The 21,403-nt window shown below is 46.3% G+C and carries 22 protein-coding genes; 11 read left to right on the top strand and 11 right to left on the bottom strand.

Features of this window, described 5'->3' with window-relative positions; translation table 11 throughout:
* Positions 1 to 95 precede the first annotated feature (95 nt).
* Positions 96 to 1,664, top strand: a complete 1,569-nt coding sequence (gene ahpF / locus VCHENC03_RS09720) for an alkyl hydroperoxide reductase subunit F (RefSeq protein ID WP_005374617.1) — start codon at positions 96 to 98, stop codon at positions 1,662 to 1,664.
* A 621-nt stretch (positions 1,665 to 2,285) separates the two neighbouring features.
* Here the strand turns inward: ahpF and VCHENC03_RS09715 are convergent.
* Entirely contained in the window at positions 2,286 to 2,825 is a 540-nt protein-coding gene (locus VCHENC03_RS09715) for a CAP domain-containing protein (RefSeq protein WP_009706620.1), read from the bottom strand.
* A 144-nt stretch (positions 2,826 to 2,969) separates the two neighbouring features.
* Positions 2,970 to 3,422 (bottom strand): GNAT family N-acetyltransferase, encoded by a 453-nt coding sequence (locus VCHENC03_RS09710; RefSeq protein WP_009706621.1) that lies wholly within the window; start codon positions 3,420 to 3,422, stop codon positions 2,970 to 2,972.
* Positions 3,423 to 3,767: 345 nt separating this feature from the next.
* Here VCHENC03_RS09710 and VCHENC03_RS09705 point away from each other — a divergent pair, with 345 nt between their 5' ends.
* Positions 3,768 to 4,409 carry a hypothetical protein gene (locus VCHENC03_RS09705; RefSeq protein WP_232310348.1) on the top strand — a complete coding sequence of 214 codons (642 nt, stop codon included), beginning with the start codon at positions 3,768 to 3,770 and terminating at the stop codon, positions 4,407 to 4,409.
* 367 nt (positions 4,410 to 4,776) lie between these two features.
* Positions 4,777 to 5,472: a VC0807 family protein gene (locus VCHENC03_RS09700; protein WP_005434212.1), complete on the top strand. Its 696-nt coding sequence runs from the start codon at positions 4,777 to 4,779 to the stop codon at positions 5,470 to 5,472.
* A gap of 103 nt (positions 5,473 to 5,575) precedes the next feature.
* Here VCHENC03_RS09700 and VCHENC03_RS09695 read toward each other — a convergent pair whose 3' ends face one another.
* Complete coding sequence (locus VCHENC03_RS09695; RefSeq protein WP_009706624.1) at positions 5,576 to 7,609, bottom strand: TonB-dependent receptor plug domain-containing protein; 2,034 nt, start codon at positions 7,607 to 7,609, stop codon at positions 5,576 to 5,578.
* Positions 7,610 to 8,034: 425 nt separating this feature from the next.
* Between VCHENC03_RS09695 and VCHENC03_RS09690 the strand changes: the two genes are divergently transcribed.
* Complete coding sequence (locus VCHENC03_RS09690; RefSeq protein WP_009706625.1) at positions 8,035 to 9,120, top strand: methyl-accepting chemotaxis protein; 1,086 nt, start codon at positions 8,035 to 8,037, stop codon at positions 9,118 to 9,120.
* A 105-nt stretch (positions 9,121 to 9,225) separates the two neighbouring features.
* Here the strand turns inward: VCHENC03_RS09690 and VCHENC03_RS09685 are convergent, their stop codons facing one another.
* Together VCHENC03_RS09685 and VCHENC03_RS09680 are read right to left on the bottom strand one after the other, a co-directional pair.
* Entirely contained in the window at positions 9,226 to 10,236 is a 1,011-nt protein-coding gene (locus VCHENC03_RS09685) for a zinc-dependent alcohol dehydrogenase family protein (RefSeq protein ID WP_009706626.1), read from the bottom strand.
* Between the two features lie 93 nt (positions 10,237 to 10,329).
* Positions 10,330 to 10,929 (bottom strand): LysE family translocator, encoded by a 600-nt coding sequence (locus VCHENC03_RS09680; RefSeq protein WP_009706627.1) that lies wholly within the window; start codon positions 10,927 to 10,929, stop codon positions 10,330 to 10,332.
* A gap of 121 nt (positions 10,930 to 11,050) precedes the next feature.
* Here VCHENC03_RS09680 and VCHENC03_RS09675 point away from each other — a divergent pair, with 121 nt between their 5' ends.
* A complete protein-coding gene (locus VCHENC03_RS09675; protein ID WP_005434199.1) occupies positions 11,051 to 11,533 on the top strand; it encodes an Lrp/AsnC family transcriptional regulator in 483 nt (160 codons plus the stop codon).
* Between the two features lie 41 nt (positions 11,534 to 11,574).
* On the opposite strand, the gene VCHENC03_RS09670 is transcribed toward VCHENC03_RS09675, so the two are convergent.
* The gene (locus VCHENC03_RS09670) at positions 11,575 to 12,390 is read right to left on the bottom strand and encodes an AraC family transcriptional regulator (protein ID WP_032802811.1); all 816 of its coding nucleotides are present in this window, start codon (positions 12,388 to 12,390) and stop codon (positions 11,575 to 11,577) included.
* 84 nt (positions 12,391 to 12,474) lie between these two features.
* Between VCHENC03_RS09670 and VCHENC03_RS09665 the strand changes: the two genes are divergently transcribed.
* The 5 genes from VCHENC03_RS09665 (at position 12,475) to ompV (ending at position 15,476) form a co-directional block, all read left to right on the top strand.
* Positions 12,475 to 12,717, top strand: coding sequence for a hypothetical protein (locus VCHENC03_RS09665; protein WP_009706629.1), 243 nt, complete (start codon positions 12,475 to 12,477; stop codon positions 12,715 to 12,717).
* Positions 12,718 to 12,772: 55 nt separating this feature from the next.
* On the top strand, positions 12,773 to 13,465 hold the full coding sequence (locus tag VCHENC03_RS09660; protein WP_009706630.1) for an MOSC domain-containing protein: 693 nt from the start codon (positions 12,773 to 12,775) through the stop codon (positions 13,463 to 13,465).
* Positions 13,466 to 13,665: 200 nt separating this feature from the next.
* Entirely contained in the window at positions 13,666 to 14,172 is a 507-nt protein-coding gene (locus tag VCHENC03_RS09655; protein ID WP_005449995.1) for a GNAT family N-acetyltransferase, read from the top strand.
* Between the two features lie 117 nt (positions 14,173 to 14,289).
* Positions 14,290 to 14,499 (top strand): hypothetical protein, encoded by a 210-nt coding sequence (locus VCHENC03_RS0125990; RefSeq protein ID WP_032802812.1) that lies wholly within the window; start codon positions 14,290 to 14,292, stop codon positions 14,497 to 14,499.
* Between the two features lie 200 nt (positions 14,500 to 14,699).
* A complete protein-coding gene (gene ompV / locus VCHENC03_RS09650) occupies positions 14,700 to 15,476 on the top strand; it encodes an outer membrane protein OmpV (protein ID WP_009706632.1) in 777 nt (258 codons plus the stop codon).
* 80 nt (positions 15,477 to 15,556) lie between these two features.
* Here ompV and VCHENC03_RS09645 read toward each other — a convergent pair whose 3' ends face one another.
* The 3 genes from VCHENC03_RS09645 to VCHENC03_RS09635 all read right to left on the bottom strand — a co-directional run bounded on the left by VCHENC03_RS09645 (position 15,557) and on the right by VCHENC03_RS09635 (position 18,160).
* Positions 15,557 to 16,795: a DEAD/DEAH box helicase gene (locus tag VCHENC03_RS09645; RefSeq protein WP_009706633.1), complete on the bottom strand. Its 1,239-nt coding sequence runs from the start codon at positions 16,793 to 16,795 to the stop codon at positions 15,557 to 15,559.
* Positions 16,796 to 16,971: 176 nt separating this feature from the next.
* Positions 16,972 to 17,514, bottom strand: coding sequence for a peroxiredoxin-like family protein (locus VCHENC03_RS09640; protein ID WP_009706634.1), 543 nt, complete (start codon positions 17,512 to 17,514; stop codon positions 16,972 to 16,974).
* 109 nt (positions 17,515 to 17,623) lie between these two features.
* Complete coding sequence (locus VCHENC03_RS09635; RefSeq protein WP_009706635.1) at positions 17,624 to 18,160, bottom strand: nuclear transport factor 2 family protein; 537 nt, start codon at positions 18,158 to 18,160, stop codon at positions 17,624 to 17,626.
* Positions 18,161 to 18,309: 149 nt separating this feature from the next.
* Between VCHENC03_RS09635 and VCHENC03_RS09630 the strand changes: the two genes are divergently transcribed.
* Positions 18,310 to 19,200, top strand: a complete 891-nt coding sequence (locus VCHENC03_RS09630) for a LysR family transcriptional regulator (protein WP_009706636.1) — start codon at positions 18,310 to 18,312, stop codon at positions 19,198 to 19,200.
* A gap of 61 nt (positions 19,201 to 19,261) precedes the next feature.
* Here the strand turns inward: VCHENC03_RS09630 and uxuA are convergent, their stop codons facing one another.
* Both uxuA and VCHENC03_RS09620 read right to left on the bottom strand, forming a co-directional pair.
* Complete coding sequence (gene uxuA, locus VCHENC03_RS09625) at positions 19,262 to 20,449, bottom strand: mannonate dehydratase (protein WP_005434165.1); 1,188 nt, start codon at positions 20,447 to 20,449, stop codon at positions 19,262 to 19,264.
* Between the two features lie 129 nt (positions 20,450 to 20,578).
* Positions 20,579 to 21,370, bottom strand: a complete 792-nt coding sequence (locus tag VCHENC03_RS09620; protein ID WP_009706637.1) for an FCD domain-containing protein — start codon at positions 21,368 to 21,370, stop codon at positions 20,579 to 20,581.
* Positions 21,371 to 21,403 lie beyond the last annotated feature (33 nt).

The following is a 21,403-nucleotide window of genomic DNA, read 5'->3' on the forward strand; positions in this document are numbered from 1 at the left end:
AGATACCTTGACGACCTTCTGCCTGATTTGCTCTCTCCCCCTCAGGTTTTATCTACAGTAACCACTTTTTAGTTTTAATTAAGGTAGTAACAACTATGTTAGACCAAGCGATCCAACAACAACTCAAACAATATCTGGCTAATGTAAAAGAAGAAGTTCGTTTAGTGGTTAGTCTAGATGAAAGCAAAGCATCGAATGACATCTTGTCTCTAGCGAACCAAATCGCAGAGATGAGCGACCTAATCACCGTTGAACGTGACGACAACGCAAGCGCACGTAAACCAGTGATGGCGGTAACTAACCCAGCAAAAGGCACAGCATTACGCTTTGCAGGCTTGCCAATGGGTCACGAATTTACCTCTCTAGTATTGGCACTGCTTCACTCTGGCGGTCACCCAATCAAACTAGAACCAGAAGTGATTGAGCAAATCGCAGCACTAGACAAAGATCTAGACGTAGAAATCTTCATTTCACTGTCGTGCCAAAACTGTCCGGACGTAGTTCAAGCGTTCAACATGATGGCGGCGATCAACCCGAAAGTAAAAGCAACCATGATCGACGGTGGCTTGTTCCAAGATGAAGTGAAACAACGCGACATCATGGCCGTACCAAGCGTATTCGTGAACGGTGAGCTATTCGGTCAAGGCCGTATGTCTCTGACTGAAATCCTAAACAAAGTGGATGACGGCGCGAGCGAGAAAGCGGCGAAAGCACTGAGCGAAAAAGACCCATACGACGTACTTGTTGTCGGCGGTGGTCCTGGTGGTAGCGCAGCTGCTCTATACGCCGCTCGTAAAGGTATTCGTACTGGCGTGGTTGCTAAACGCTTTGGTGGTCAGGTTATGGACACCATGGCAATTGAGAACTTCATTTCGGTAAAACGTACTGAAGGTCCAAAACTGGCAACAGACCTAGCAGAACACCTAAAAGAATACGACGTAGACGTCGTGACTGAGCAACAAGCTGAGAAGCTAATGGGTGCAGCACACACAGAAGATGGTTTGATTCACATCCAACTTGAAAGCGGCGCAACGCTGAAAAGTAAGAGTGTCATCCTAAGCCCTGGTGCACGCTGGCGTGAAATGAACGTTCCGGGTGAGCAAGAGTACCGCAACAAAGGTGTCGCGTACTGCCCACACTGTGACGGTCCACTGTTCAAAGGCAAGAAAACCGCAGTTATCGGTGGTGGTAACTCAGGCATCGAAGCAGCTATCGACCTTGCTGGTATCGTAGAGCACGTAACGGTTCTTGAATTTGCCGATGTACTTCGCGCTGACCAAGTGCTTATCGACAAAGCGAACTCACTACCAAACGTAGACATCATCACGATGGCGCAAACAACTGAAGTGGTGGGTGACGGTACTCGCGTAACAAGCTTGAAGTACAAAGACCGCAACACAGATGAAATCAAAGAGATTGAACTGTCAGGTATCTTTGTTCAAATCGGCCTAGTACCAAACACAGAATGGCTAAAAGATTCAGAAGTAGCCCTATCTGAGCGCGGTGAGATTGAAGTCGGTAGCCGTGGCGATACTAGCCTAGAAGGTGTGTTCGCAGCCGGTGACGCAACAACCGTTCCTTACAAACAGATCATCATTGCGATGGGTGAAGGTGCAAAAGCAAGCTTAGGCGCATTTGACTACCTAATCCGTAAGCAAGGCTAATCTCCAATTTCTTGAGCACAAAGCGCACGGTGCTGTGTTTTCTTCCCCGGAAAACCAATCGGGGCACCGTGACAGCGATGAGTAACAAGAAATAAAATCAAAAAACCTAGAAGCCCAAAGACTTTGCCAGCAGGTATTAACTGCTGGCTTTTTTGGTTTTTGGGGGAAAACACTGAGCTCACAGCAAAAAAGAAAAACCTCCCCCTTGATAACCACATTCAAGTGCTTGGCAAACTATGTCGAGAAAAGGGGGAGTTGGAGGGGGGTTGCAAGCACCTTACCCAGCATCAACCTCAAAACACCAACCCCACCTAACCTCCCCCTTTTATCAAACTCCGAAGCTCTCAAAGCAACGAGCTCAAAGGGGAGGAACGGGTTCTGCACTCACGGATTATTCAATTCGCACCGTAGGCATAACAATGCGCTGAAAGTAGATTCTGAATACTCGCTTAGGCTCTTTCAGAATGACGCTGTTCGTTTCACGTTCTCTCCCCGTCATTCCCGCGAACCTAGGTGAGACTGGGAATCTACTCACCACAAGCTCGATCGAAAATAATTAGCAAGAACACGAACAAACAAAAGGTGAAAGAGGGTTGCAAGCACCTAACCCAACGTTAAGCCTTAACGCTGCTTAGCGAACACTTGAGTCCAATAGTAGCGGTAGCTTGCTGACTGGTTTTCAACCATGGAGGCGCCCATCTGGTCGAAGTTGGCATTCATGATATTGAGGCAGTGGCCTTCACTTGATAGCCAAGAGTTCATCACGGCATTGATTGAGCTTTGTCCTGCTGCCACGTTCTCACCTAGTCGGCTCCAAGCATAGCCCGTCGCGTTGACTCGGCTTGAAAGCGTGCTGCCATCCGAGCCTGTGTGGCTCATAAAATCACTGTTTGCCATATCACTAGAGTGCCCGTAAGCGGCGCTTTCGAGATCGTAGCTCCAAGTCAGTGCGCCAACCGGTGGCATTGTTTTAGAGCCACATTGCTGAGTTTTAGATCGAGCATCGTTTACGGCGGCCAGCATCTGCTCAGCAAAAGTGGTTTCTGTCGGTGGTGTATCTGGGGATTGTGAACCGCTGTCTGCGGGTGATGACGAATCTCCATCGCCGCCACATGCGCTGAGAAGTAGCGCCAATGCTGGTACTAAGATCTTTGTTGGCATTGTCTGTCCTTATATTCATAACGAAAGGCAAAATACGCTTTCGATAACCAAGAGCAATAACCTAACAAAAATTCATTTGAGCGCCATATGGTGCAGAGTGTTTTGACCGAATACTCACGTGGCGTTTTCAATAGCCGAATCTGGCTACTTTGAGAGGTTCAATTCCATATCAATACGGTGCATATCCTTGCCCCATCCATCGGGAATGTGGTTCAGTTCTACGGCACCATATTTGGTAAAAAATGGCGCAGACAAATGACTTGCCGCAATTTTGATTTGTGGGATGTTTAAGCGCTTGGCACGATCAATCGCTCGGCTCATAAACTCATGCCCTATCTTCATTCCTTGCGCTTTTGGTGAGATTAAAATCCAGTTCAAGCTAAGAAATGCCTGTGTTTTACCACTCAAACCATAAGCACCAACGAGTTCACCATTTAGAAAGCACACTTCATAACCTTGTGGTTCGCTATCAAGAAACTCCGCGTAATCTTCTCTTTCATTGGTTGCGAAATATTTAGGGCAGTTTTCCTCGAATATGCGCAGACAATCCTCTTTATCACTTGGTAGGAAGGCTCTGAAACTTATGTTATTTGCCATGCGACTGCCTCTTTTGATTATGTATTTGAAGATGCTAACCGATCTGTGTGGCATTGGCCTTAACAAAAGTTAAAACCATCGTTCTGATGGGAGAGAGAAAGCGCCTCAATACACCGACTAAACGCGCTTTTTGATAGTCAGAACGAGCCTTTTGATTGGCACGCATAACCGAAGCTCTAACGGCGTCTACACTCTTAGTCTTTGATTGGTTCAGTCGAGGCAACTATGGATGGAAGAAACCCAACAAGGCGAGATGGTAGACCACACACTTCTTCGGGCGGCGCGTATCAATCTCAGCGTCCCACAGTGCAGCAGAGTACTAGTCAGCTTCGGAGAGAAGATACGATGTCCGCTCGCTTGAACAGACAAAGGCGAGCGCGAGCAGAAGAGCTTCGATTTACCGATGCAGACCAACAAAGATGGGCAGCAAATCGAACAAGAGTAGACGCTGAAAGACGACGAACAGGTGCAGCCCAAGAGCCTGTGAGAAAAGTCGCTTCTCTTCATCTTGGCACTCGACGTGATCATCGAGATATTGTGGATATTGTCCCTACTTTTCAGAAAGATGGACGTCTTAGCCCAGATAGCGAAGCAGCTCTAAAAGGCATGATAGACAGCAGTAGAGATTACGTCTTGTCGTTAACGGGGCACTCATGCTCTAGCCCTATCCCCAACCAGAAAACCTACACTAAACACGATGTAGCAACCAACACCGTTAGTGGTGGTTTTAATACCTCCGGCGCGATAGAACATGCTTGCCAAATCATCACCTCAAAAGGCTCGCAGGTGGTCGGTTTGGTGTCTGGTCATTGCCATGGAAAATCCAGAAGCCTTGCCATGATGAAACAAGGCGCCCTAAAAGCAGGTGTTTTATTGGATGATGAATACACGTTTGCCACTCCCAAGAGCATTACAGCAGGGGAAACTCGCGAACAGGCTCTCAAGTTAGTTGTGAAGCTTAATAAGTTACGAAGGGAGCGGCGGTGATGTAATGTGGTCTTTCAACCTGCCGATGTCATGACGAACAAATAAATACGCATCACCTGAATAGGCGCGGCATCAACGAGAGGTTGTAACCCAATTCAATATAGGGCGATTAGAATGCGCTTTTTAGTACTTGGTGAACGCTGCCTTAGCGGCTTAAGCGAGCACGACTTTTGAGATCGCGATGCAGCACATTTTTGCCCCACAACTCGTAAATAAGAACAGAGATCCCCATATATGTGGATAATTGGGCGTTCATTTCATAAGTCGTTACACAACTCGGGGCTTTAGGGCTTTACATCTGGCGCAATGAGATGAACACTTCCCACCAAAGTAAAATCGCAGCCGACATAGTAGAGTCAGTAAAATTATGAGTAACACGACGGCGAAAAAGTCGAATCCATTATTCGAGATCCTGTTTAACGTCATCATTCCTTCATTTATTTTGATGAAGTTCAGTGGTGAAGAGCACCTAGGTACAGCATTGGCACTGGTTGTCGCTTTGATGTTCCCTTTGGTGTACGGCGGTATGGATCTTATCCGCAACAAGAAGTTTAACTTCATTTCTGCACTGGGCTTTATCAGCGTGCTCTTAACCGGTGGTATTGGCTTGTTAGAGCTAGACACGCGCTGGTTGGCATTGAAAGAAGCCTTAATCCCAGGTTTGATTGGTCTTGCTGTGTTGGGCTCAACCTTCACTCGCTACCCGCTTATGCAGAAGATGCTGTTGAATGACACCATTTTGAACCTGCCGCTGATTAACGAGCGTCTGGCTCAGAATGGCAAAACACAAGCGTTTGACCGCTGCCTAATGTCTTCAAACTACATGTTCGCAAGTACATTCGCATTCTCCTCAGCGATGAACTACTTCCTTGCAACGTGGATTGTAACCAGCCCAGCAGGTACAGCTGCGTTCAATGAAGAGTTGGGTAAACTGACGCTGTACAGCTACCCAATGATTGCGATTCCGAGCATGTTGATGATGTTTGGTATTTTCTACTACATCTGGCGCCAAGTTCGCGCAATGACGTCGCTAGAGACTGAGCAGATTTTCCATACCAAATAATGCTCGTTCCGCCTTGATAGGCAAAGTGAGATAAAAAGAACCCCGATAGTTGATGACCAATTATCGGGGTTTTGTTTTTTTGGAGTGGTTTAGTTAAGCGTGATTAGAAGCTGTAAGCCACAGATGCTTTAAAGTTACGACCTACTTCGTAGCTGGTGTACTTCACTGAACCCCAAGAGATACCAAAGCCTGTGTGCTCTGCGTATAGCTTGTTGAACACGTTATCGACCGCTAGGTTAACTGATAGGTCCTTCGCAAAATCTGGTACGTACACAGCCCATAGGTTATGCGTTGCGAAACCAGGACGCTCCACTTTCTCGCCATCTTCGTCTGTGTAGTCGTTACCCGGGACGAAGCGTGAATCCCAACCGAACACCACTTCACTGGTTACGTCGTATTTGAAGCCCGCCTTGATGTTGTGAATACCCGTCTTGTTCATGTGACTCGTCTTACCGCTTTCTAGACTGGTTTGCTCACCATCAGAGTATGAGTGGTTTGCGTACAGGTCGAAATCTTCAATGCTGTAAGTAAATACGGTTTCTACACCCCAAACTTCTACATCATTTTGGTTAGCCAAGGTTCTGTTGTTCTTGGTCGGGTGCATTTGGTTATCCAGATCATACTGGTAAGCAGTAAAGCCAAGAATCGCATTATCTGCCATCAATAAACCTGACATGTCGTAATCGAAGCCCGCTTCGTAGTTGTTACCTGTCATGGCTTTAGTGTCTGCCTGAGTTACGTCAGCCGCCGCTTTCATGGTTAGTGTTTCAGGTAGTGAAGCGCCTTTGAATAGACGACCGTAACCAACACGCAGTCTTAGGTTATCTGTGGTTTGGTATTCACCTTGGAACTTAGGCGACAACTGATCGTATTTACCTTTAAATACACCACCTAGCTCATGTACGTCATAACGAAGGCCGGTAACAAAGCGGAAGTCATTAATTTCGAATGCATCTTGAGCGTAAATGCCGTAAGCCGTTACTGTACCGCCATCAATGTCGTAGTTCTTCGTCTCACCAAGTTTCGATCCCGACGTGTAATGACCAAGGCCAGAATCAACCCACTGCTCTGATTTGTAACCCTCGAAGCCGTAAGTCAGCTCATGCTCGCCAACCCAAGAGATGTTGCGGATATCACCACCAATTGTCGTCACGTTGTACTCACGAGAAGGAATTGATAAGTCACCATCTTTGGTGAATTCCCAAGCGCCATTCACTTGGTTCCAATCGCCGTACTCTTCAGTTAGCGCATCACGATCCATGTACTGACGGTTGTAGTATAGGTTCGTCTTTAGGTTCACCAAGTCACTGCCATTGTCGTAGCGATGCATGAACGTCACCGTATCTCGGTTAATTGAGTGGTAGTTGTGTTCATCATGTGCGTACAGTGCACCGGCTTTCTCACCCGATAGCTGACGTTTACCACCGTCTTGGTACGTGTCGTAAGACAGTTTGAACTCGTTCGCGTCGTTTGGTACGAACACCACTTTCACCAAGCCAGACTTCAGCTTACCTTGCTTAGAAGTCACATCATCTTTACCCGGAATGTACAACTCACCGTCATCTGAGTAGTTCGCAATACCCATAAGTTGGAGTTCATCGTTCAGTTTCGCGTAAACCGCAACGTTCGTCGTGAAGCGTTCGTAAGCCGTTTGATACCCCGTTTTAACACGAGCACCGATGCTTTCGTCTTCCGCAAGGAGGTCACTGGGATCTTTCGTTTCGTAGCTGAATGAGCCGTTAATCGCGCCCGCACCCGACAGTACCGAGTTACCGCCTAGGGTGATTTCAGCAGATTTAAGCATGGCTGGGTCAAAGGTCTGATCGCCAGAGTGGTGGAATAACTGACCTTCTTGGCGTGCACCATCAATGGTGACAACCGAGTATTTGTCTTCCATACCGCGAATGTAAACCTTGCGCGAGTAACGTGCGTTACCGTCAACCGTTACACTCGGCATGGTGTTCAGGATGTCTTTAATATCAGACGCTTGTTTTTGTTCTAATGTCTCTGAGTTGATTTCAGTTTGAACAAGTTGATCAAGAGCAGAACCGACAACGACGATGTTTTCGTCAGAAGCGTGAGCAGCAAAAGAGGCAATCGCAAAGGTGATGGCTGCGGAAAGTGACTTGAGTTTCATAATACTACTTATATTTTATAAACAATAACGAGGGAGCGCAGCATAATACATGAACTTAATGATAATTAATCTCATTTACATTCTTTACGTTAATGAGTGATTTATTTTTAATCAGATCGAGCAAATCACCATCAAAGAATCAGAATTTAGGAAGGGGGGGGTGGGATGAGGTATGAAAGACTGACTGCGCTTGATGATACTTGCGGAAACTACATCCAACTGATGCAAGAGCTCTAAAGCTATAACAACTAAGTGTAAGTAGGCGGAGGCTGTCAGATCTTTCTTAAGATTTGAAGCCTCTACTTGGTTATAACCTTACATAAAAAGTGTGATTCGACCGAGCAAAGATATGAAAGTCATCGTGTATTCGATACTCAACTCGATTAACATGGATTTTTTAACATTCTGTAATATTTATAAAACCTATGTTTGGATTAAAACGAATCAAAGCAGAAAATGAGGCGCTAAAACAAGAGTTAGCAGACCTTAAGCAGAAGTATCAAACCGACGTTGCCGTTCTAGAAAATCAGCTCCAAGAAACTCAACAACTTGTTGGCTCAGCACAACAAGATCACCACAACTGTGATGAGTTAATGTCGAGTAGCTTAAAAGGGGGCGATATGCTCCAGACCATTCGAACTGAAATGGTCGAAAGTGCTCAGTCCATGGCGAATGAAAACCAAGAACTGCAACAGCTTGATGAAATGTTTCAGCAGACGCATCAGGCCTTAGCACGACTTGATAACCGAGCTGTAAAAATCAGCACTCAAGCCTCACAAAGCATTGAATCTGTTCAAATATTAGATAACACCGCCACTTCTATTTCCCACCTTGTATCTACTATTCAAGAGATTTCTGACCAAACCAACTTGCTCGCTCTCAATGCCGCCATTGAGGCCGCACGAGCCGGTGAAGCTGGACGTGGATTTGCCGTGGTCGCAGACGAAGTGAGAACGCTTGCGGGTAAAGCGAGCGAGGCCAGTGAGAAAATAGATTCATTGGTTAACCAAGTACTCACGCAAGTCAGCGCAATTAAAAACTCCATCGATGAAAACCAAACTTGCGCGGAAGAAGTCTCTGCCTCTTCGGCCCAAATTGGCACCATCGTGAATGAAGTGGTGGTGAAGTCAGAACACATGAAGCAAGTAATTCATATTGCTTCAACGCGTGCCTTCTTAGATACGGTCAAACTCGACCACGCTATCTGGAAAAACAACGTTTACCGCCTCCTACAAAGCGGCGCATTCGGTGAAACGGTGAATAGCCACTCAGAGTGTCGTTTAGGCCAGTGGTACTACCGTGGCGATGGCAAGGCTTACAGCCACCTAAGAAGCTATGCGTTACTTGAAGAACCACACAAAGGCGTGCATGACAGCGGACGTGAAGCGATGAGCCAAGCCAAATCTGGCAACATGGCCGGCATGGTGACCGCAATTAACGCAATGGAAGACGCCAGCGAACAAGTGGTCGTTCAGATAGACCGCTTGATGGAAGAGATTATCGCGAGTTAAAAACACCTGGATAATCCTAACAAAAACACAAAAGGGATGGTGAATTGCCATCCCTTTTTTATTCTTCAATTTACCCAGTAACCTCAAGGTGTTTGAATACAGTTACTACATGGTCAGAATAATTTTTCCTTGCAGCGTGACCGACTCATCTTCTATCACCTCGAAGGCGCGTTGGAATTGTTCTAACGGAAGGTAGCAATCCACATCGAGTTGTACCTGGTGTTCCATAAAGTGTTCTAGCATCTCAGCAAAGACTTGTTTGCGAACGGTCTTACCAACCGACTCTTCCCAATAACGCAAAAAGAACGTGCTGAAATTGATGTTGTTCTGCTTCATATAAGCGAAGAAAGCAGACTCATAAGGGGTAAGTGAAAGCGTTCCGTAATTGATGTATGTTCCCGAATTACGCAAAACTTGGATGAGTTCTGTTCCCACTTTGCCGCCAATAGCATCGAATGCGACATTCGGTTGAAGCAACTCTCGGGCATCGATTTGAGATTGCAGATCTTGCTTGCTATCTAACACTGCAATGGAGTCGAATGGATAACGCTCTGGTGCGGAGCTTATCGCAATCAAAGTAAATCCAAGTGAATGCGACAACTGAGCAAAGATCTTACCAATCGCAGAATTGCCCGCGTTGATGATCACCACATCCTCTTTACCTAACTTGGCAACGTGAGTGGTGATCACCCAAGCCGTCAGTGCATTGATATACAACTGGCAAGCGTAGCCAATCTCAAGCTCTTCCGGCACTGCAAAGACATTCTCCGCAAGCGCATCGACATAGCTTTGCCAAGTCCCACTTTGTGCCACCAGCACCTTTTGCCCGATGTAAAATTCGGTTTGATGCGGATCGTTTATCTCAACCACACGCCCAACCGCTTCAAACCCAGGCACTCGCGGCGGTACATGGGTACGACGATACTGCCCTACTCCCTGAATCGACAATCGGTCACTTGGATTAATGTTTATGGCTTCGATTTGCACGCGCACTTTGCCCAAAGCCAGTGGCTCTAGCTCAACATGCTCCAACACCAACGATTCACTTGGCGAACCAAAGCTCAGTTGATTAACGCGAGTGTTTGTCTTATGCGAGTTGGTCTTGGTTAAGCTCATCTGGATACCGCGGGATTGTTAGAGGGAATATGGCGCGCCATAGCGAAACGGGTATATAACGTTTTCTCGGCGCGCGTCAAATTGGATAAGAGTTTAAACGGGCTGACTCAGCATAAACACCACCACTAAAGCGAGACTGCTGCCCATGCATCGGTTTACCCACACCACCTTTTGTGGTGACTGTATAAAGCGGTTTAATACAGTGCCAAAGTACGCCCACGCAAACATCCCCAGCACACCAGTTCCCACCATTACGCTAATGATGATCACCACCTGAATCAGGTAATCATTGTTTGGTGAGATAAATTGAGAGAACACCGTCAGTGACGCAACCCAACTTTTCGGATTGAGAATTTGCACCCAAACGCCAGATAAAAAGCCTGACTTTTTCGCATTCGAATCATTGTCGAGTTCCATCGTAGCAATCGACCAAGCGAGATATAGCAGGTACGCCGCACCAACCCACTTCAACGCCGTGTACAAATCTGGGTAAAGGGTAAACAAACTGACAAGCCCCACACTTGCACCAAGCAACATGATGATCACCCCGACAGCGTTGCCCAATACAAACGGCACGGTCGCAGAAAACCCATATCGGCTCGAAATACCTAACAGCGCGACGTTACCAGCTCCCGGTGTTAAAGAAATAGATACAGCAAACAACAAAAATGCCGCCAACAATTGAGCACTCATGCTCTCTCTCCCAAAAAGTAATCAACGAATATGTGAAACAGTCTAACGATTTGGGTAGAAAGAAAATTGCTATCTGCGCTACGATAAAAGTCAATTTGAGCAGACTATTTCTAAAATGATTATGAAAAAGAAAGAATCCACCAACTTTGAATTGGATAGTACCGATTTCGCCATTCTTGACCATATTCAGAAAGATGGTCGCATGAGTAATTCCAAGCTCGCTGAGACGGTTAACCTGAGTGAAACGCCCTGCTGGCGACGCTGGAAAAAAATGGAAGAGGAAGGCTACATTGAGGGTTACGCCGCGAAGTTGAACCGCAAAAAGCTCGGCTTCCAAGTCTCTGGTTTTACGCTAGTGACACTAGGCAGTCACGAGGTAGAAAACACCACACCTTTTGAAGACTTCGTCGCAGAAACCGATTGGATCTTAATGTGTCACTGCATTGCTGGCAGCGCAGATTACATGGTGCAAGTGGTGGCGAGAGACTTAGATGAATACTTTGACCACATCAGTGCCATTCGCCGCGTGAAAGGCATCAGCGCCATTCAATCCAACGTCTCAGTTAAGGAAATCAAGAGTACTTTCCAGTTGCCGCTAGAGTAGTGTGATGGACGATATTGATGCTGTAGACAAGACTGCACTCGCTATCCCCGTCGACCATTAACGCGAAACTGCTGTGGGGTGACATCAAAATAGGCTTTAAATGCTTTGATGTAAGAAGAGTCGTTTTGATATCCCACTTGATCGGCAATGCTTTGGATAGAGAGCTCTTCGTCCAACAAAGACAGCGAATAAATCAGCCGAATTTGTTGCCGCCAAAGTTGAAAAGAGGTGTTGAACTCTTTGGAGAACAAGCGCGACAGAGTTCGCTCGGATGCACCGACTTTCTCTCCCCACTGTTTGAGTGACCAATCCAATGCTGGCGTGTCGGTCAGCGCTTCAAAAATCAGCTTTAAGCGTCTGTCTTCAGGCAGCAGTAACTGAAAGGTCTGCACGTTGTCTTTCATGATTTGATCGTGCAACACGCCAAGCAATCGTGATACTTCCTCATCACTGACGAACCCTTCGCATTGGCGGCGTATTTCCTGTAACAGCTCGTTTAAGAACGGCGTGAGAGTGATGGTTCTAACTTGATGCTCGTACTCAGTACCAAACTTAGGGTTTAGATAGATACCGACAAATGTCGTATGGCTCAGCGCGATGGATTCATGTTGAATACCGGCAGGTACAAACAGCGCAGAGGTATGAGGCACAAGGTGTTGATAGTGATCGGTTTTGGTTTGTAACAACCCTTTGATAGGGAAGATGACTTGATGCCACGTGTGTTGGTGCAGCGCATCAATATAACCTTTGGGCATGTCGATGGTCTTAACCAAAGCTGGTGAGTGGGGATTGGCAGCCATCATCTCATTGGAGGTCATGACACCGGAGTGAGAATCAATTTGGCGGGTTGGCATCATTAACTGTCCTTATGTCCCTACTCTGACACGAGTTCACTAGGCTATCATGCTCGGCAAAGTGAATGAAGCCGTGAGGTGCGACGTATGCGATATCAAGTTGAAATATCCAAAGAAAACCAACTCTTATTCAAAGTCGATATTGATAACATCAACCAAGACAAGTGCGAAGCATCGCTCGAAACCGTGTTAACCAAGTTTCCTAAAACGGAAGGTTATCAACGTCATGTGTTAGTTTCAGATAGCGAAACGCGTTACCTAAAAAGCACAGAAAAGCGCATTGAAGTACTTGCAGCGATTCCGGTATTTAAATCATTGGGCGAGCGCTAGCGTGGTCTTGTCTCACACCGTTTGGCAAATCAGTTTCAGGCGATAAGGAAAGAATATGAAGAAGTTAGGCGTAGTTAACAGCGTATTAGCGGGTAAAACCGTTGCCTTTGCACATGGTGCGAAAAGTGCGATTAACAAACAGGTTCTGCCGCAGCGTCAGCACGCAACAGAACTGGGTTTTACCAACGACGAACAAGGCGATCCACGCTTTCATGGTGGGATTCAAAAAGCCCTTCATATTTACCCAAGCGAGCACTATCCGATTTGGCAACAAGAGTTGGGCGACAAAGCGATTTTCCAATCAGCTGGCGCGTTCGGTGAGAACTTAAGCTCAAGCGGCGTAACAGAAGCGTCCATTTGCCTGAAAGATAAAATCCGCATCGGCTCAACCTTGTTAGAAGTATCCCAAGGGCGCATGCCTTGCTGGAAACTCAACGTCCGCTTTGAGCAAAACGACATGGCGAGAAGACTACAAGACACGCTTCGAACAGGCTGGTACTTCCGAGTGTTGCAAGAAGGCGATATCGGTGCAGGTGACGAGATTATTCTGTGCGAAAGACCTTACCCAGACTGGTCATTGGCTCGCATCATGGGCGCAGTATTTACTGGTTGCCTAGATAAAACGGAGCTAAGCCAACTGGCGGAACTTCCATTGGTTGAATCTTGGGGCAAGCTTGTTGAACGCCGCCTAGAAACCGGTGAAGTCGAAGATTGGGAAATGCGTTTGGTTGGCCCGACTGCGGGTTAATTCCCGTTTTGACTCCCCGATAGATCGGAGCGTATCCCTTTCAATATTAGCCCCACTACCAAGTCAGTGGGGCTTTTGCTTTTTAGCCTTTCAAAGCGGCAAATCTGTATTTAAGCTGGAGATTAGCAATTAACAAAGGTTAATGAATCCCGTACAAATAATCTTTATGTTGTACCCAAAATAATACAAGGGAAAGCATGATGCTCGAATGGAGAATTAAGAAATTCGCAGACCTGTCTGTTCAAGAGCTTTACGATTTTTTGCAGCAAAGAGTCAATATTTTCATCGTAGACATGAACACGCCATACAGCGATTTGGATGGTAAAGATAACCATCCCGACACCTACCACGTGATGGGATATGATAACGAACGTCTGGTGGCTTATAGTCGTATTATGCCTCCGAAACTCGGATATCCCGTTGACGTTTTACCCTTGCTCAACTCTGATGCCAATGATGTGTGTATTGGTCGCGTTATCGTCGCAGAGGATTACAGAGGGAAAAACATCGGCAACCAATTGATGCAAGTGAGCTTCGATGCCACAAGAAAGATCTACCCGAACGACAGCATTTTTATATCCGCACAAGCACACTTGAGAGACTACTACGGCAAGTTCGGCTTCGATGTTGTCACCGATAGCTACTTGGAGGATGGGTGCACAATGCTAGGCCTTAGACACATTCCGAAAGTTATCTGCTCAGCATAAAACCATTCATCATCCTATACGTTCACTTATAACTCTATTAGGCGTTTTATCTCAAAGCCAAAACCGTCACCACTTTGCCCTGTATCGTGTATTGAAACAAAGCAAAGGAGAAAGGCAATGAGCGGACAGTTAGTAAGATTGGTTTTAAGATGGATGCATATATTGTGTTCGCTGTTGGTGGGTGCAGCGCTTTATTCACCGCTGAAGGCAAATGAAATGTTCATGACTTTAACGTTATTTGTACTTGTTCCCGTTGTTGCCATCACAGGCGTTATGATGTGGAAGCAAGGGAAAGTCATGAAGTACCTTCACCGCAAACCCAGTTAAACCATCTCAACGGCGATAGAGATCATCTATACCAACGTCTCAACCATGCCTTCATAGCGGGCATGGTTCTACCTCTTAGCATTTTTTAGGTGAAACCATACATTTCTTAAAGTCATCATTACACTTCCATACGTTCTGCTGATAGAGGGTTACAACTTTATTTTGTACAGTGTTCAAAACCAAATAACTGGGACAGAACAATGAACAAAACAATTATTGCATTATTAACGTTGACGGCTGCAGGCACGGCAACAGCGGGTGATACTTACATTCGTAACGGTAACATCTACAACAACGAAGGTGGCTGGATGGTCGAAGCTGGCGTAGTACAAGCGAGCGATCTTTTCAAAGACCAAAAACACAACACTGCGCCAGTTCTAAACGGTGGCTACCATGGTGAAGACTTCAACGCTGATTTAGGCGGTATTAACTACCGTTTCCTAGGTGACAACGATGAACTACTTAACATGAGTGCTTACGTGGTAGGTAGCGGTGTACCTCGTGATAGCGATGTAGCGAAAAGCCTAAAAGGTACGAAACGACGTGATATCGCGATCGATCTAGGTTTGAACGCAGATTTCAGACTTGATCCAAACAACGTGATCTCAACTTACCTACAACATGATGTATCAGGCGCTTACAAAGGCTTCCAAGGTGGTGCTACTTACTTCCATATCATGAATATCGGGAATGTTGATTTCGTACCATTTGCGAGCGTGTCTTACCAAAACAAAGATTACGTTGATTACTACTTCGGTGTAACAGACAAAGAAGCACGTGCAAACCGCAAAGCATACACAGGCGACGCAACCGTAAACTACGGTTTAGGTTACAAACTGGTAGTGCCAATCACTGAGCACTGGCAAATCAGCCAAGTATCACAATACACACGTCTAGGTAGCGGCATCAGCGATTCTTCTATCGTAGACAGTGCAAATCAATGGGCAGTAGGCGCGACAGTTTCTTACAACTTCTAAGCAATCCCCCCTATTTAGACACATACTCCATTTAATTAAAAAGCCATCATTACGATGGCTTTTTGTTTATTTAGCTGTGTTTATTTAGCTTTAGGCGCTTGGCGTTTCGGCTTTCCTTGGAACTGCTTAATGCTCTTTTTGGCATTGGTTCGACGATTGGCTTTTTTATCACGTGGAGCACGCTTGCTTTCGCCTGTTGATGGCTTATCCGTTACCGGGAAACCTTCAAGGTCTTGCGTTGGCAATTCACGTTGAGTCAGGTTACGGATCGCGGTAAGCGCTTCGGTTTCTCCATGGCAGACCAGCGACATTGCAACACCTTGCTCGCCAGCACGGGCTGTGCGCCCAACTCGGTGAACGTAAGTCTCTGCGTGCATTGGCAACTCAAAGTTAATCACCACTGGTAGTTGCTCGATGTGAATACCGCGAGCTAATAGATCAGTAGCGATCAACACCTGTGTTTGCCCAGACTTAAACTGCGCCAGCGCTTCTTCTCGCTCTGCTTGGCTCTTATTACCGTGCAGGGCATTGGTTGTGATTCCAGCTTTATTCAATTTCTTCGCCAAACCATCAGCGTTGTCTTTCGCGCCAATAAATACCAATACCTGTGCCCATGTATTTTGCTTGATAAGTTCAATCAACGCTTTGGTTTTACTGCCTTTGTTGACGAGATACAGCGTTTCGGCAATATCTTGATTGGTGCTGTTTTCTTGATGCGCTGCTACCTGTTTTGGTGCATGCATCAGCAGCTTGGCTTTGCCCTTCAACTCATCAGAAAACGTTGCTGAGAACATCGCGGTTTGACGCTGGTTTGAAATCTGCTCTGCAATATTTTGTACGTCAGGCCAAAAGCCCATATCCAGCAAGCGATCTGCTTCATCCAACACTAGGTAATGGATACTACTCAGATCCAAACCGTTGCTCGCCAGATCAACTAAACGACCTGTTGTCGCCACAAGAACGTGGGGATTTGATGCAAGTGCTTGTAGTTGCGTCTCTTTATCAACGCCACCACACAAACACACGGCGTTGAGACCAACAGATTGACCAACTTGGTTAATCGCCTCACTTACCTGAGTTGCTAGCTCACGTGTTGGTACTAGAATCAGCGCTTTTTGCACTGGATTTACACTTAGCTTTTCCAACAAAGGCAAACCATACGCAAGGGTTTTACCACTGCCTGTATTTGCCAATGCCAACACATCTTTACCACTGAGTAGCTCAGGAATAGCCAAAGCCTGAATATCAGTTGGCTTCTTGAAATCTTTTGGCAGTGCGTGAATCAGCTCAGAACTCAAAGAGAGAGTAGAAAATGGCATTAGCTTAACCTTGTGCTTTTGGTTGAAGAGGCAGTACAACAATATAGGTGCAGTAAATCGCAGGCGCGGACTTTACCACAATCTAGGAGACGAACAATCCCATTTTAGAATAGGAAGTCTGCGAACGTCGTTGGTTTTTAATGCCTCAAGTAAAATGCCTCAAACAACAACAGCGATTAGATTGCCGCTTGGTAGGTACCACGAATAGGGTAATCATTTTCTGGGTTACGGATAAACGCCAATCCTGAGAGCAAGACTTCTAGGTCAGGTCGAGCGAATGGACCGTTGGAAATATCGACTAACTGAACTTGTCCTTTACTGTTCACCACAAACAAACCTGGCTCTGCAAAGAGATGGTCTGTCTCTTTTTCTGAGCGAGGCTCCGAGATATACAAACCTAGCGTTTTCATTTGCTCTACTGTCAGACCAAAAGCGACTGGGAACGTGACGCTCAGTTGCTCCATATGCTGCTCTAACTGTGCTTGGCTATCTGCGGAGACTGCCACGATGTCCATCCCGAGTTGTAAGAATCGCGCTTTTAGTGTCTCTAGCTCGTTGAGGTAACGAGTACACAAAGGGCAGTGTTTGCCGCGGTAAACTATCACTAAGCGCCAATCGACATTCTCAGAAGGTGTACCCAGCTCGATAGTTTCGCCACTTAGCGTTGGCAGAGTGATAGAGGGGAACAAATCACCTGCGGTAAATTTTGTGGTTGTCATTATTCAGTCCTATTTACTTCACGTTGTTTAAGATAAAACGAGCGCGACACAGGTTGGAGTGGAGAGCATTGCAGCCCTCACATGTCGCGCTCCAACTAACAGACCGGAGTTATCGTTGAATGTATTCGTAACTTTCGTCAAATTTGTTGCGTTTACCTACGTACTTATCTTCAAAGTTTGGGGACCACACTGCGCTCGCATCTTGGTTTTGGTTCCAATCAAAAGCGGTAAAGCGGTGCACCATTTTCCAAACACCATCACGACGTTCAAAACGGTACAGGTGGCGACCACCTAAAATGCCTTCTTTGTCCACGCCATCTTCTTCATGCACGTGGTACGCCCACACATAACTCTCTGCAGTTGCTGTATCACCATCTACTTCGATGAGAACGTTGCTAATGCGGTGCTGTGTAATTTTGATTGCTTCAAACCCCTTCATTGCTGGTTCAACAAAAGCGTGGGCATTATCGTTATAGAAAAACAAATCTGGAAAGATTGGGTCTTGATGGTCTTCAATAGCATCTTCCCAGTAAGTGGACTTCATCAGCTCTGCGTCCATACGGTCTAAAGAGCGAGCATGACGGAAAATCACCTCAGTAATATCTTGTTTATCAAGTAGTAGTTGCAGTTTTTGTTGCATGTCCATAAGCGCCTCCATTGGCGAATCAATCTTGGTTAATCTTTCTTACCGATTTGTCTTTCGGCTTGGGATGTATCTTAGAACCAACCAATACCGACTAAAACTGAGCTACAATGACTAGCATCTATGCTTATTTGGAATAATTGAGAACACTAATGGACCAACTAAGTGCAATGCGCGCATTTGTTCGAGTGGTACAAACGGGCAGCTTTTCTGCCACAGGTCGTGAGATGAATACCTCACAAACGACGATCAGTAAAAAAGTGGCAGCGTTAGAAAAGAAAATCGGCGTCAAACTCCTCGCTCGAAGCAGTCGCGATCATGCTTTAACGCCTGCGGGCACGAAGTATTATCAAACTTGCGTGGATATTTTAGGAGAACTGGATGAAGCCGAAGCTGAGGCAAGATCGGAGGTGGCTTCTCCGCAGGGAACGATTCGCATCTCAGCACCAGTGGCGTTTGGTCGCATTCTGCTTGCCCCTATCATGTCAGAGTTTTTCCAACGTTATCCTGATATCAAGGTGGATTTACAGCTCAGTGACCAGCACACCGACTTGATCAGTGATGGGATAGATGTCGCAATTCGAGCTAAACAACTGGAAGACTCGACTTTGATTGCGCGCCATTTGTTTGATAACCCAATGCTAGTTTTAGCCGCGCCGAATTATTTACAACAGCACGGTGAACCCAAAACTCCTGAAGACTTAAAACAACATAATTGTTTGGTTTATTCGCGGATGAAAGACATTAATGTATGGAGCTTTACCAAGCAAAATCAGAAACATGCCGTCGCGGTAAATGGTAATTTTCAAAGCGACAATGGGGATGTATTACTAGAGGTTGCATTAACTGGAATGGGGATAGTCACTCTTCCGATTTGGATGGTTGAACATCACTTAAAAGAAGGGCGACTTACACAATTGATGAGCGATTACACAGGGCAAAATTTACCGTTCAATGCGGTGTACTTACAAAGCCGTTATACGCCTCTTAAGGTTCGCTGCTTGATTGATTATCTCAAAGAAAAGCTTCCCAACAGCGAGTAAAAACAAAAAAGCGCAGAGCTAAAACTCTGCGCTTTTAAGAGAGATTTTACATTGTAAATCGTTACTTGGTGTAGAAAGCGCGTTTTAGTGCCATCTCTAGACCACGCACTTCAGCAAGGCCTTTCAAGCGACCGATGGCTGAGTAGCCTGGGTTGGTCTTCTTCTTCAAGTCATCCAGCATTTGGTGACCATGGTCAGGACGCATAGGAATCAAACGGTGATCGCCTACTTCTGCGCGGCGTTGTTCTTCATCCAGAATCGCCATCACCACGTTGTACATATCCACATCGCCATCTAGGTGCGCGGCTTCGTGGAACGTCATTGGGTTGCTTTCTTCACGCTTGGTTGAACGCAAGTGAGTGAAGTAAACACGATCGCCATGCTTTTTAATCATCTTCACTAGGTCGTTGTCACCACGCACACCGTAAGAGCCGGTACACATGGTTAAGCCGTTCATCTTGCTCGGTACTTTTTCGGTTAACCAGTCGATGTCTTCGATGGTTGAAACAATGCGCGGCAAACCAAGAATTGGACGCGGTGGATCGTCTGGGTGTACCGCCAATTTCAAGCCATGCGCTTCACACACTGGCATTAACTCCGCTAAGAAGTACGCCATGTGCTCACGCAGTTTGTCTTTACTGATACCAGCGTAGCGGTCCAATTGTGCTTGGAACTCTTCTAGCGTGTAACCTTCTTCTGCGCCCGGCAAACCAGCAATGATGTTGCTTGTCAGTTGTTGGATTTGCTCTGCCGTCATGTTGTTGAAGTACTCAAGCGCTTGAGCTTGCTCAGCTTCGGTGTAATCCGCTTCTGCGCCCGGGCGTTTAAGAATGTGCAGCTCAAATGCTGCAAATGCGATTTGGTCAAAGCGTAGCGCTCGAGAACCATCTGGCATTTCAAATTCAAGGTCAGTACGCGTCCAGTCGAGTACTGGCATAAAGTTGTAGCAGACCGTATCTACGCCGCACTCTGCAAGATTACGCAGCGTTTGTTTGTAGTTGTCGATCCATTGTTGGAAGTTGCCCGTCTGAGTTTTGATTTCTTCGTGAACAGGAACACTTTCAACCACCGACCACGTTAAGCCTTTCTCTTCGATGATGGCTTTACGTTTTAAAATCTCTTCTTTCGACCACACTTCACCATTTGGAATGTGGTGTAAGGCATTCACGATGCCTGTTGCGCCAGCTTGACGAATATCGTCTAGCGACACTGGGTCATTCGGACCGTACCAACGCCAAGTTTGTTCCATGACACTCACCTTTTTTAAGACGCACTCAGCCCGCTCGAATTATTCAAGCTAAGTGCACAACGACTTCTTAATATGCAGCCACGATAATGCAGCTGCGCTGACTAGAGCCGACCGAAGCCGGCAATGTGGTTAACCGTTTTCAGCGCCCTGCAGAACAACAGGGTTGGAACTGAATAAGTAACCATCAAAATTTGGGTCATCGATGTCAGACAGCTCCAACAGGCGCTGTTTAACGTTTTCAAGGTGTTGCCACATGGCATTTTTTGCAGCGATAGGATCTTTACGCTGCAATGCGGCGAGGATTTTGGCGTGATCGTCTAACCACTCTTCACGGTAGTCTTGACCAGCAATGTGAGAATGAAGTTTCTTCCACATTGGACTGCTCTCGCGTCGCTCCCAAGATTGCTTCAGCATGTCCACCAGTACAGAGTTTTGAGTTGCCTCTGCAATGCACATGTGAAACTTCTCATCACCGTTGCAATCTGCGGTGCCACTGGCGAGTTCTTCTCGTTCTAACTCAAGGGCTGCACGCATTTTCACGATATCGCCTGGCGTTACTTGCATCGCTGCAAATTCCGCAATGTTACTTTCAAGCAACTGGCGAGCTTGGAGCATTTCAAACGGACCTGCATCATCGCTGATCACGTTCTCACGGGAGTTCGGTTGAGATGGAATATTGATGACATACACCCCAGAACCTTTCTTCACTTCGACAAGGTTTTCCAGCTCAAGCATGATGATCGCTTCACGCACGACTGTGCGGCTAACGTCGAGACGTTCTGCGATATCGCGCTCAGGCGGCAACCTATCACCAACCTTGTACAGGCCGTTGATTAACTCTTGTCTTAGGACTAGACCGGTTTCTTGATACGGTCTTTTCGGTTCAAAAGGCATCATGATGATATTATCACTATATTCCATCTAACTTCTCACGCCATCATAACGACCAATAAC

This window comes from Vibrio sp. HENC-03 (genome assembly GCF_000305755.2).
Classification (GTDB): Bacteria; Pseudomonadota; Gammaproteobacteria; order Enterobacterales; family Vibrionaceae; genus Vibrio; species Vibrio owensii.

What these genes read in the sequence shown, in the direction of transcription:
- ompV (WP_009706632.1), top strand. Translation starts at nt 14,700, where the DNA reads ATGAACAAAACAATTATTGCATTATTAACGTTGACGGCTGCAGGCACG.
- VCHENC03_RS09635 (WP_009706635.1), bottom strand. Translation starts at nt 18,160, where the DNA reads ATGGACATGCAACAAAAACTGCAACTACTACTTGATAAACAAGATATT.
- VCHENC03_RS09705 (WP_232310348.1), top strand. Translation starts at nt 3,768, where the DNA reads ATGTCCGCTCGCTTGAACAGACAAAGGCGAGCGCGAGCAGAAGAGCTT.
- VCHENC03_RS09710 (WP_009706621.1), bottom strand. Translation starts at nt 3,422, where the DNA reads ATGGCAAATAACATAAGTTTCAGAGCCTTCCTACCAAGTGATAAAGAG.
- VCHENC03_RS09700 (WP_005434212.1), top strand. Translation starts at nt 4,777, where the DNA reads ATGAGTAACACGACGGCGAAAAAGTCGAATCCATTATTCGAGATCCTG.
- ahpF (WP_005374617.1), top strand. Translation starts at nt 96, where the DNA reads ATGTTAGACCAAGCGATCCAACAACAACTCAAACAATATCTGGCTAAT.
- uxuA (WP_005434165.1), bottom strand. Translation starts at nt 20,449, where the DNA reads ATGGAACAAACTTGGCGTTGGTACGGTCCGAATGACCCAGTGTCGCTA.
- VCHENC03_RS09620 (WP_009706637.1), bottom strand. Translation starts at nt 21,370, where the DNA reads ATGGAATATAGTGATAATATCATCATGATGCCTTTTGAACCGAAAAGA.
- VCHENC03_RS09645 (WP_009706633.1), bottom strand. Translation starts at nt 16,795, where the DNA reads ATGCCATTTTCTACTCTCTCTTTGAGTTCTGAGCTGATTCACGCACTG.
- VCHENC03_RS0125990 (WP_032802812.1), top strand. Translation starts at nt 14,290, where the DNA reads ATGAGCGGACAGTTAGTAAGATTGGTTTTAAGATGGATGCATATATTG.
- VCHENC03_RS09655 (WP_005449995.1), top strand. Translation starts at nt 13,666, where the DNA reads ATGCTCGAATGGAGAATTAAGAAATTCGCAGACCTGTCTGTTCAAGAG.
- VCHENC03_RS09660 (WP_009706630.1), top strand. Translation starts at nt 12,773, where the DNA reads ATGAAGAAGTTAGGCGTAGTTAACAGCGTATTAGCGGGTAAAACCGTT.
- VCHENC03_RS09640 (WP_009706634.1), bottom strand. Translation starts at nt 17,514, where the DNA reads ATGACAACCACAAAATTTACCGCAGGTGATTTGTTCCCCTCTATCACT.
- VCHENC03_RS09695 (WP_009706624.1), bottom strand. Translation starts at nt 7,609, where the DNA reads ATGAAACTCAAGTCACTTTCCGCAGCCATCACCTTTGCGATTGCCTCT.
- VCHENC03_RS09675 (WP_005434199.1), top strand. Translation starts at nt 11,051, where the DNA reads ATGAAAAAGAAAGAATCCACCAACTTTGAATTGGATAGTACCGATTTC.
- VCHENC03_RS09680 (WP_009706627.1), bottom strand. Translation starts at nt 10,929, where the DNA reads ATGAGTGCTCAATTGTTGGCGGCATTTTTGTTGTTTGCTGTATCTATT.
- VCHENC03_RS09670 (WP_032802811.1), bottom strand. Translation starts at nt 12,390, where the DNA reads ATGATGCCAACCCGCCAAATTGATTCTCACTCCGGTGTCATGACCTCC.
- VCHENC03_RS09665 (WP_009706629.1), top strand. Translation starts at nt 12,475, where the DNA reads ATGCGATATCAAGTTGAAATATCCAAAGAAAACCAACTCTTATTCAAA.
- VCHENC03_RS09690 (WP_009706625.1), top strand. Translation starts at nt 8,035, where the DNA reads ATGTTTGGATTAAAACGAATCAAAGCAGAAAATGAGGCGCTAAAACAA.
- VCHENC03_RS09630 (WP_009706636.1), top strand. Translation starts at nt 18,310, where the DNA reads ATGGACCAACTAAGTGCAATGCGCGCATTTGTTCGAGTGGTACAAACG.
- VCHENC03_RS09715 (WP_009706620.1), bottom strand. Translation starts at nt 2,825, where the DNA reads ATGCCAACAAAGATCTTAGTACCAGCATTGGCGCTACTTCTCAGCGCA.
- VCHENC03_RS09685 (WP_009706626.1), bottom strand. Translation starts at nt 10,236, where the DNA reads ATGAGCTTAACCAAGACCAACTCGCATAAGACAAACACTCGCGTTAAT.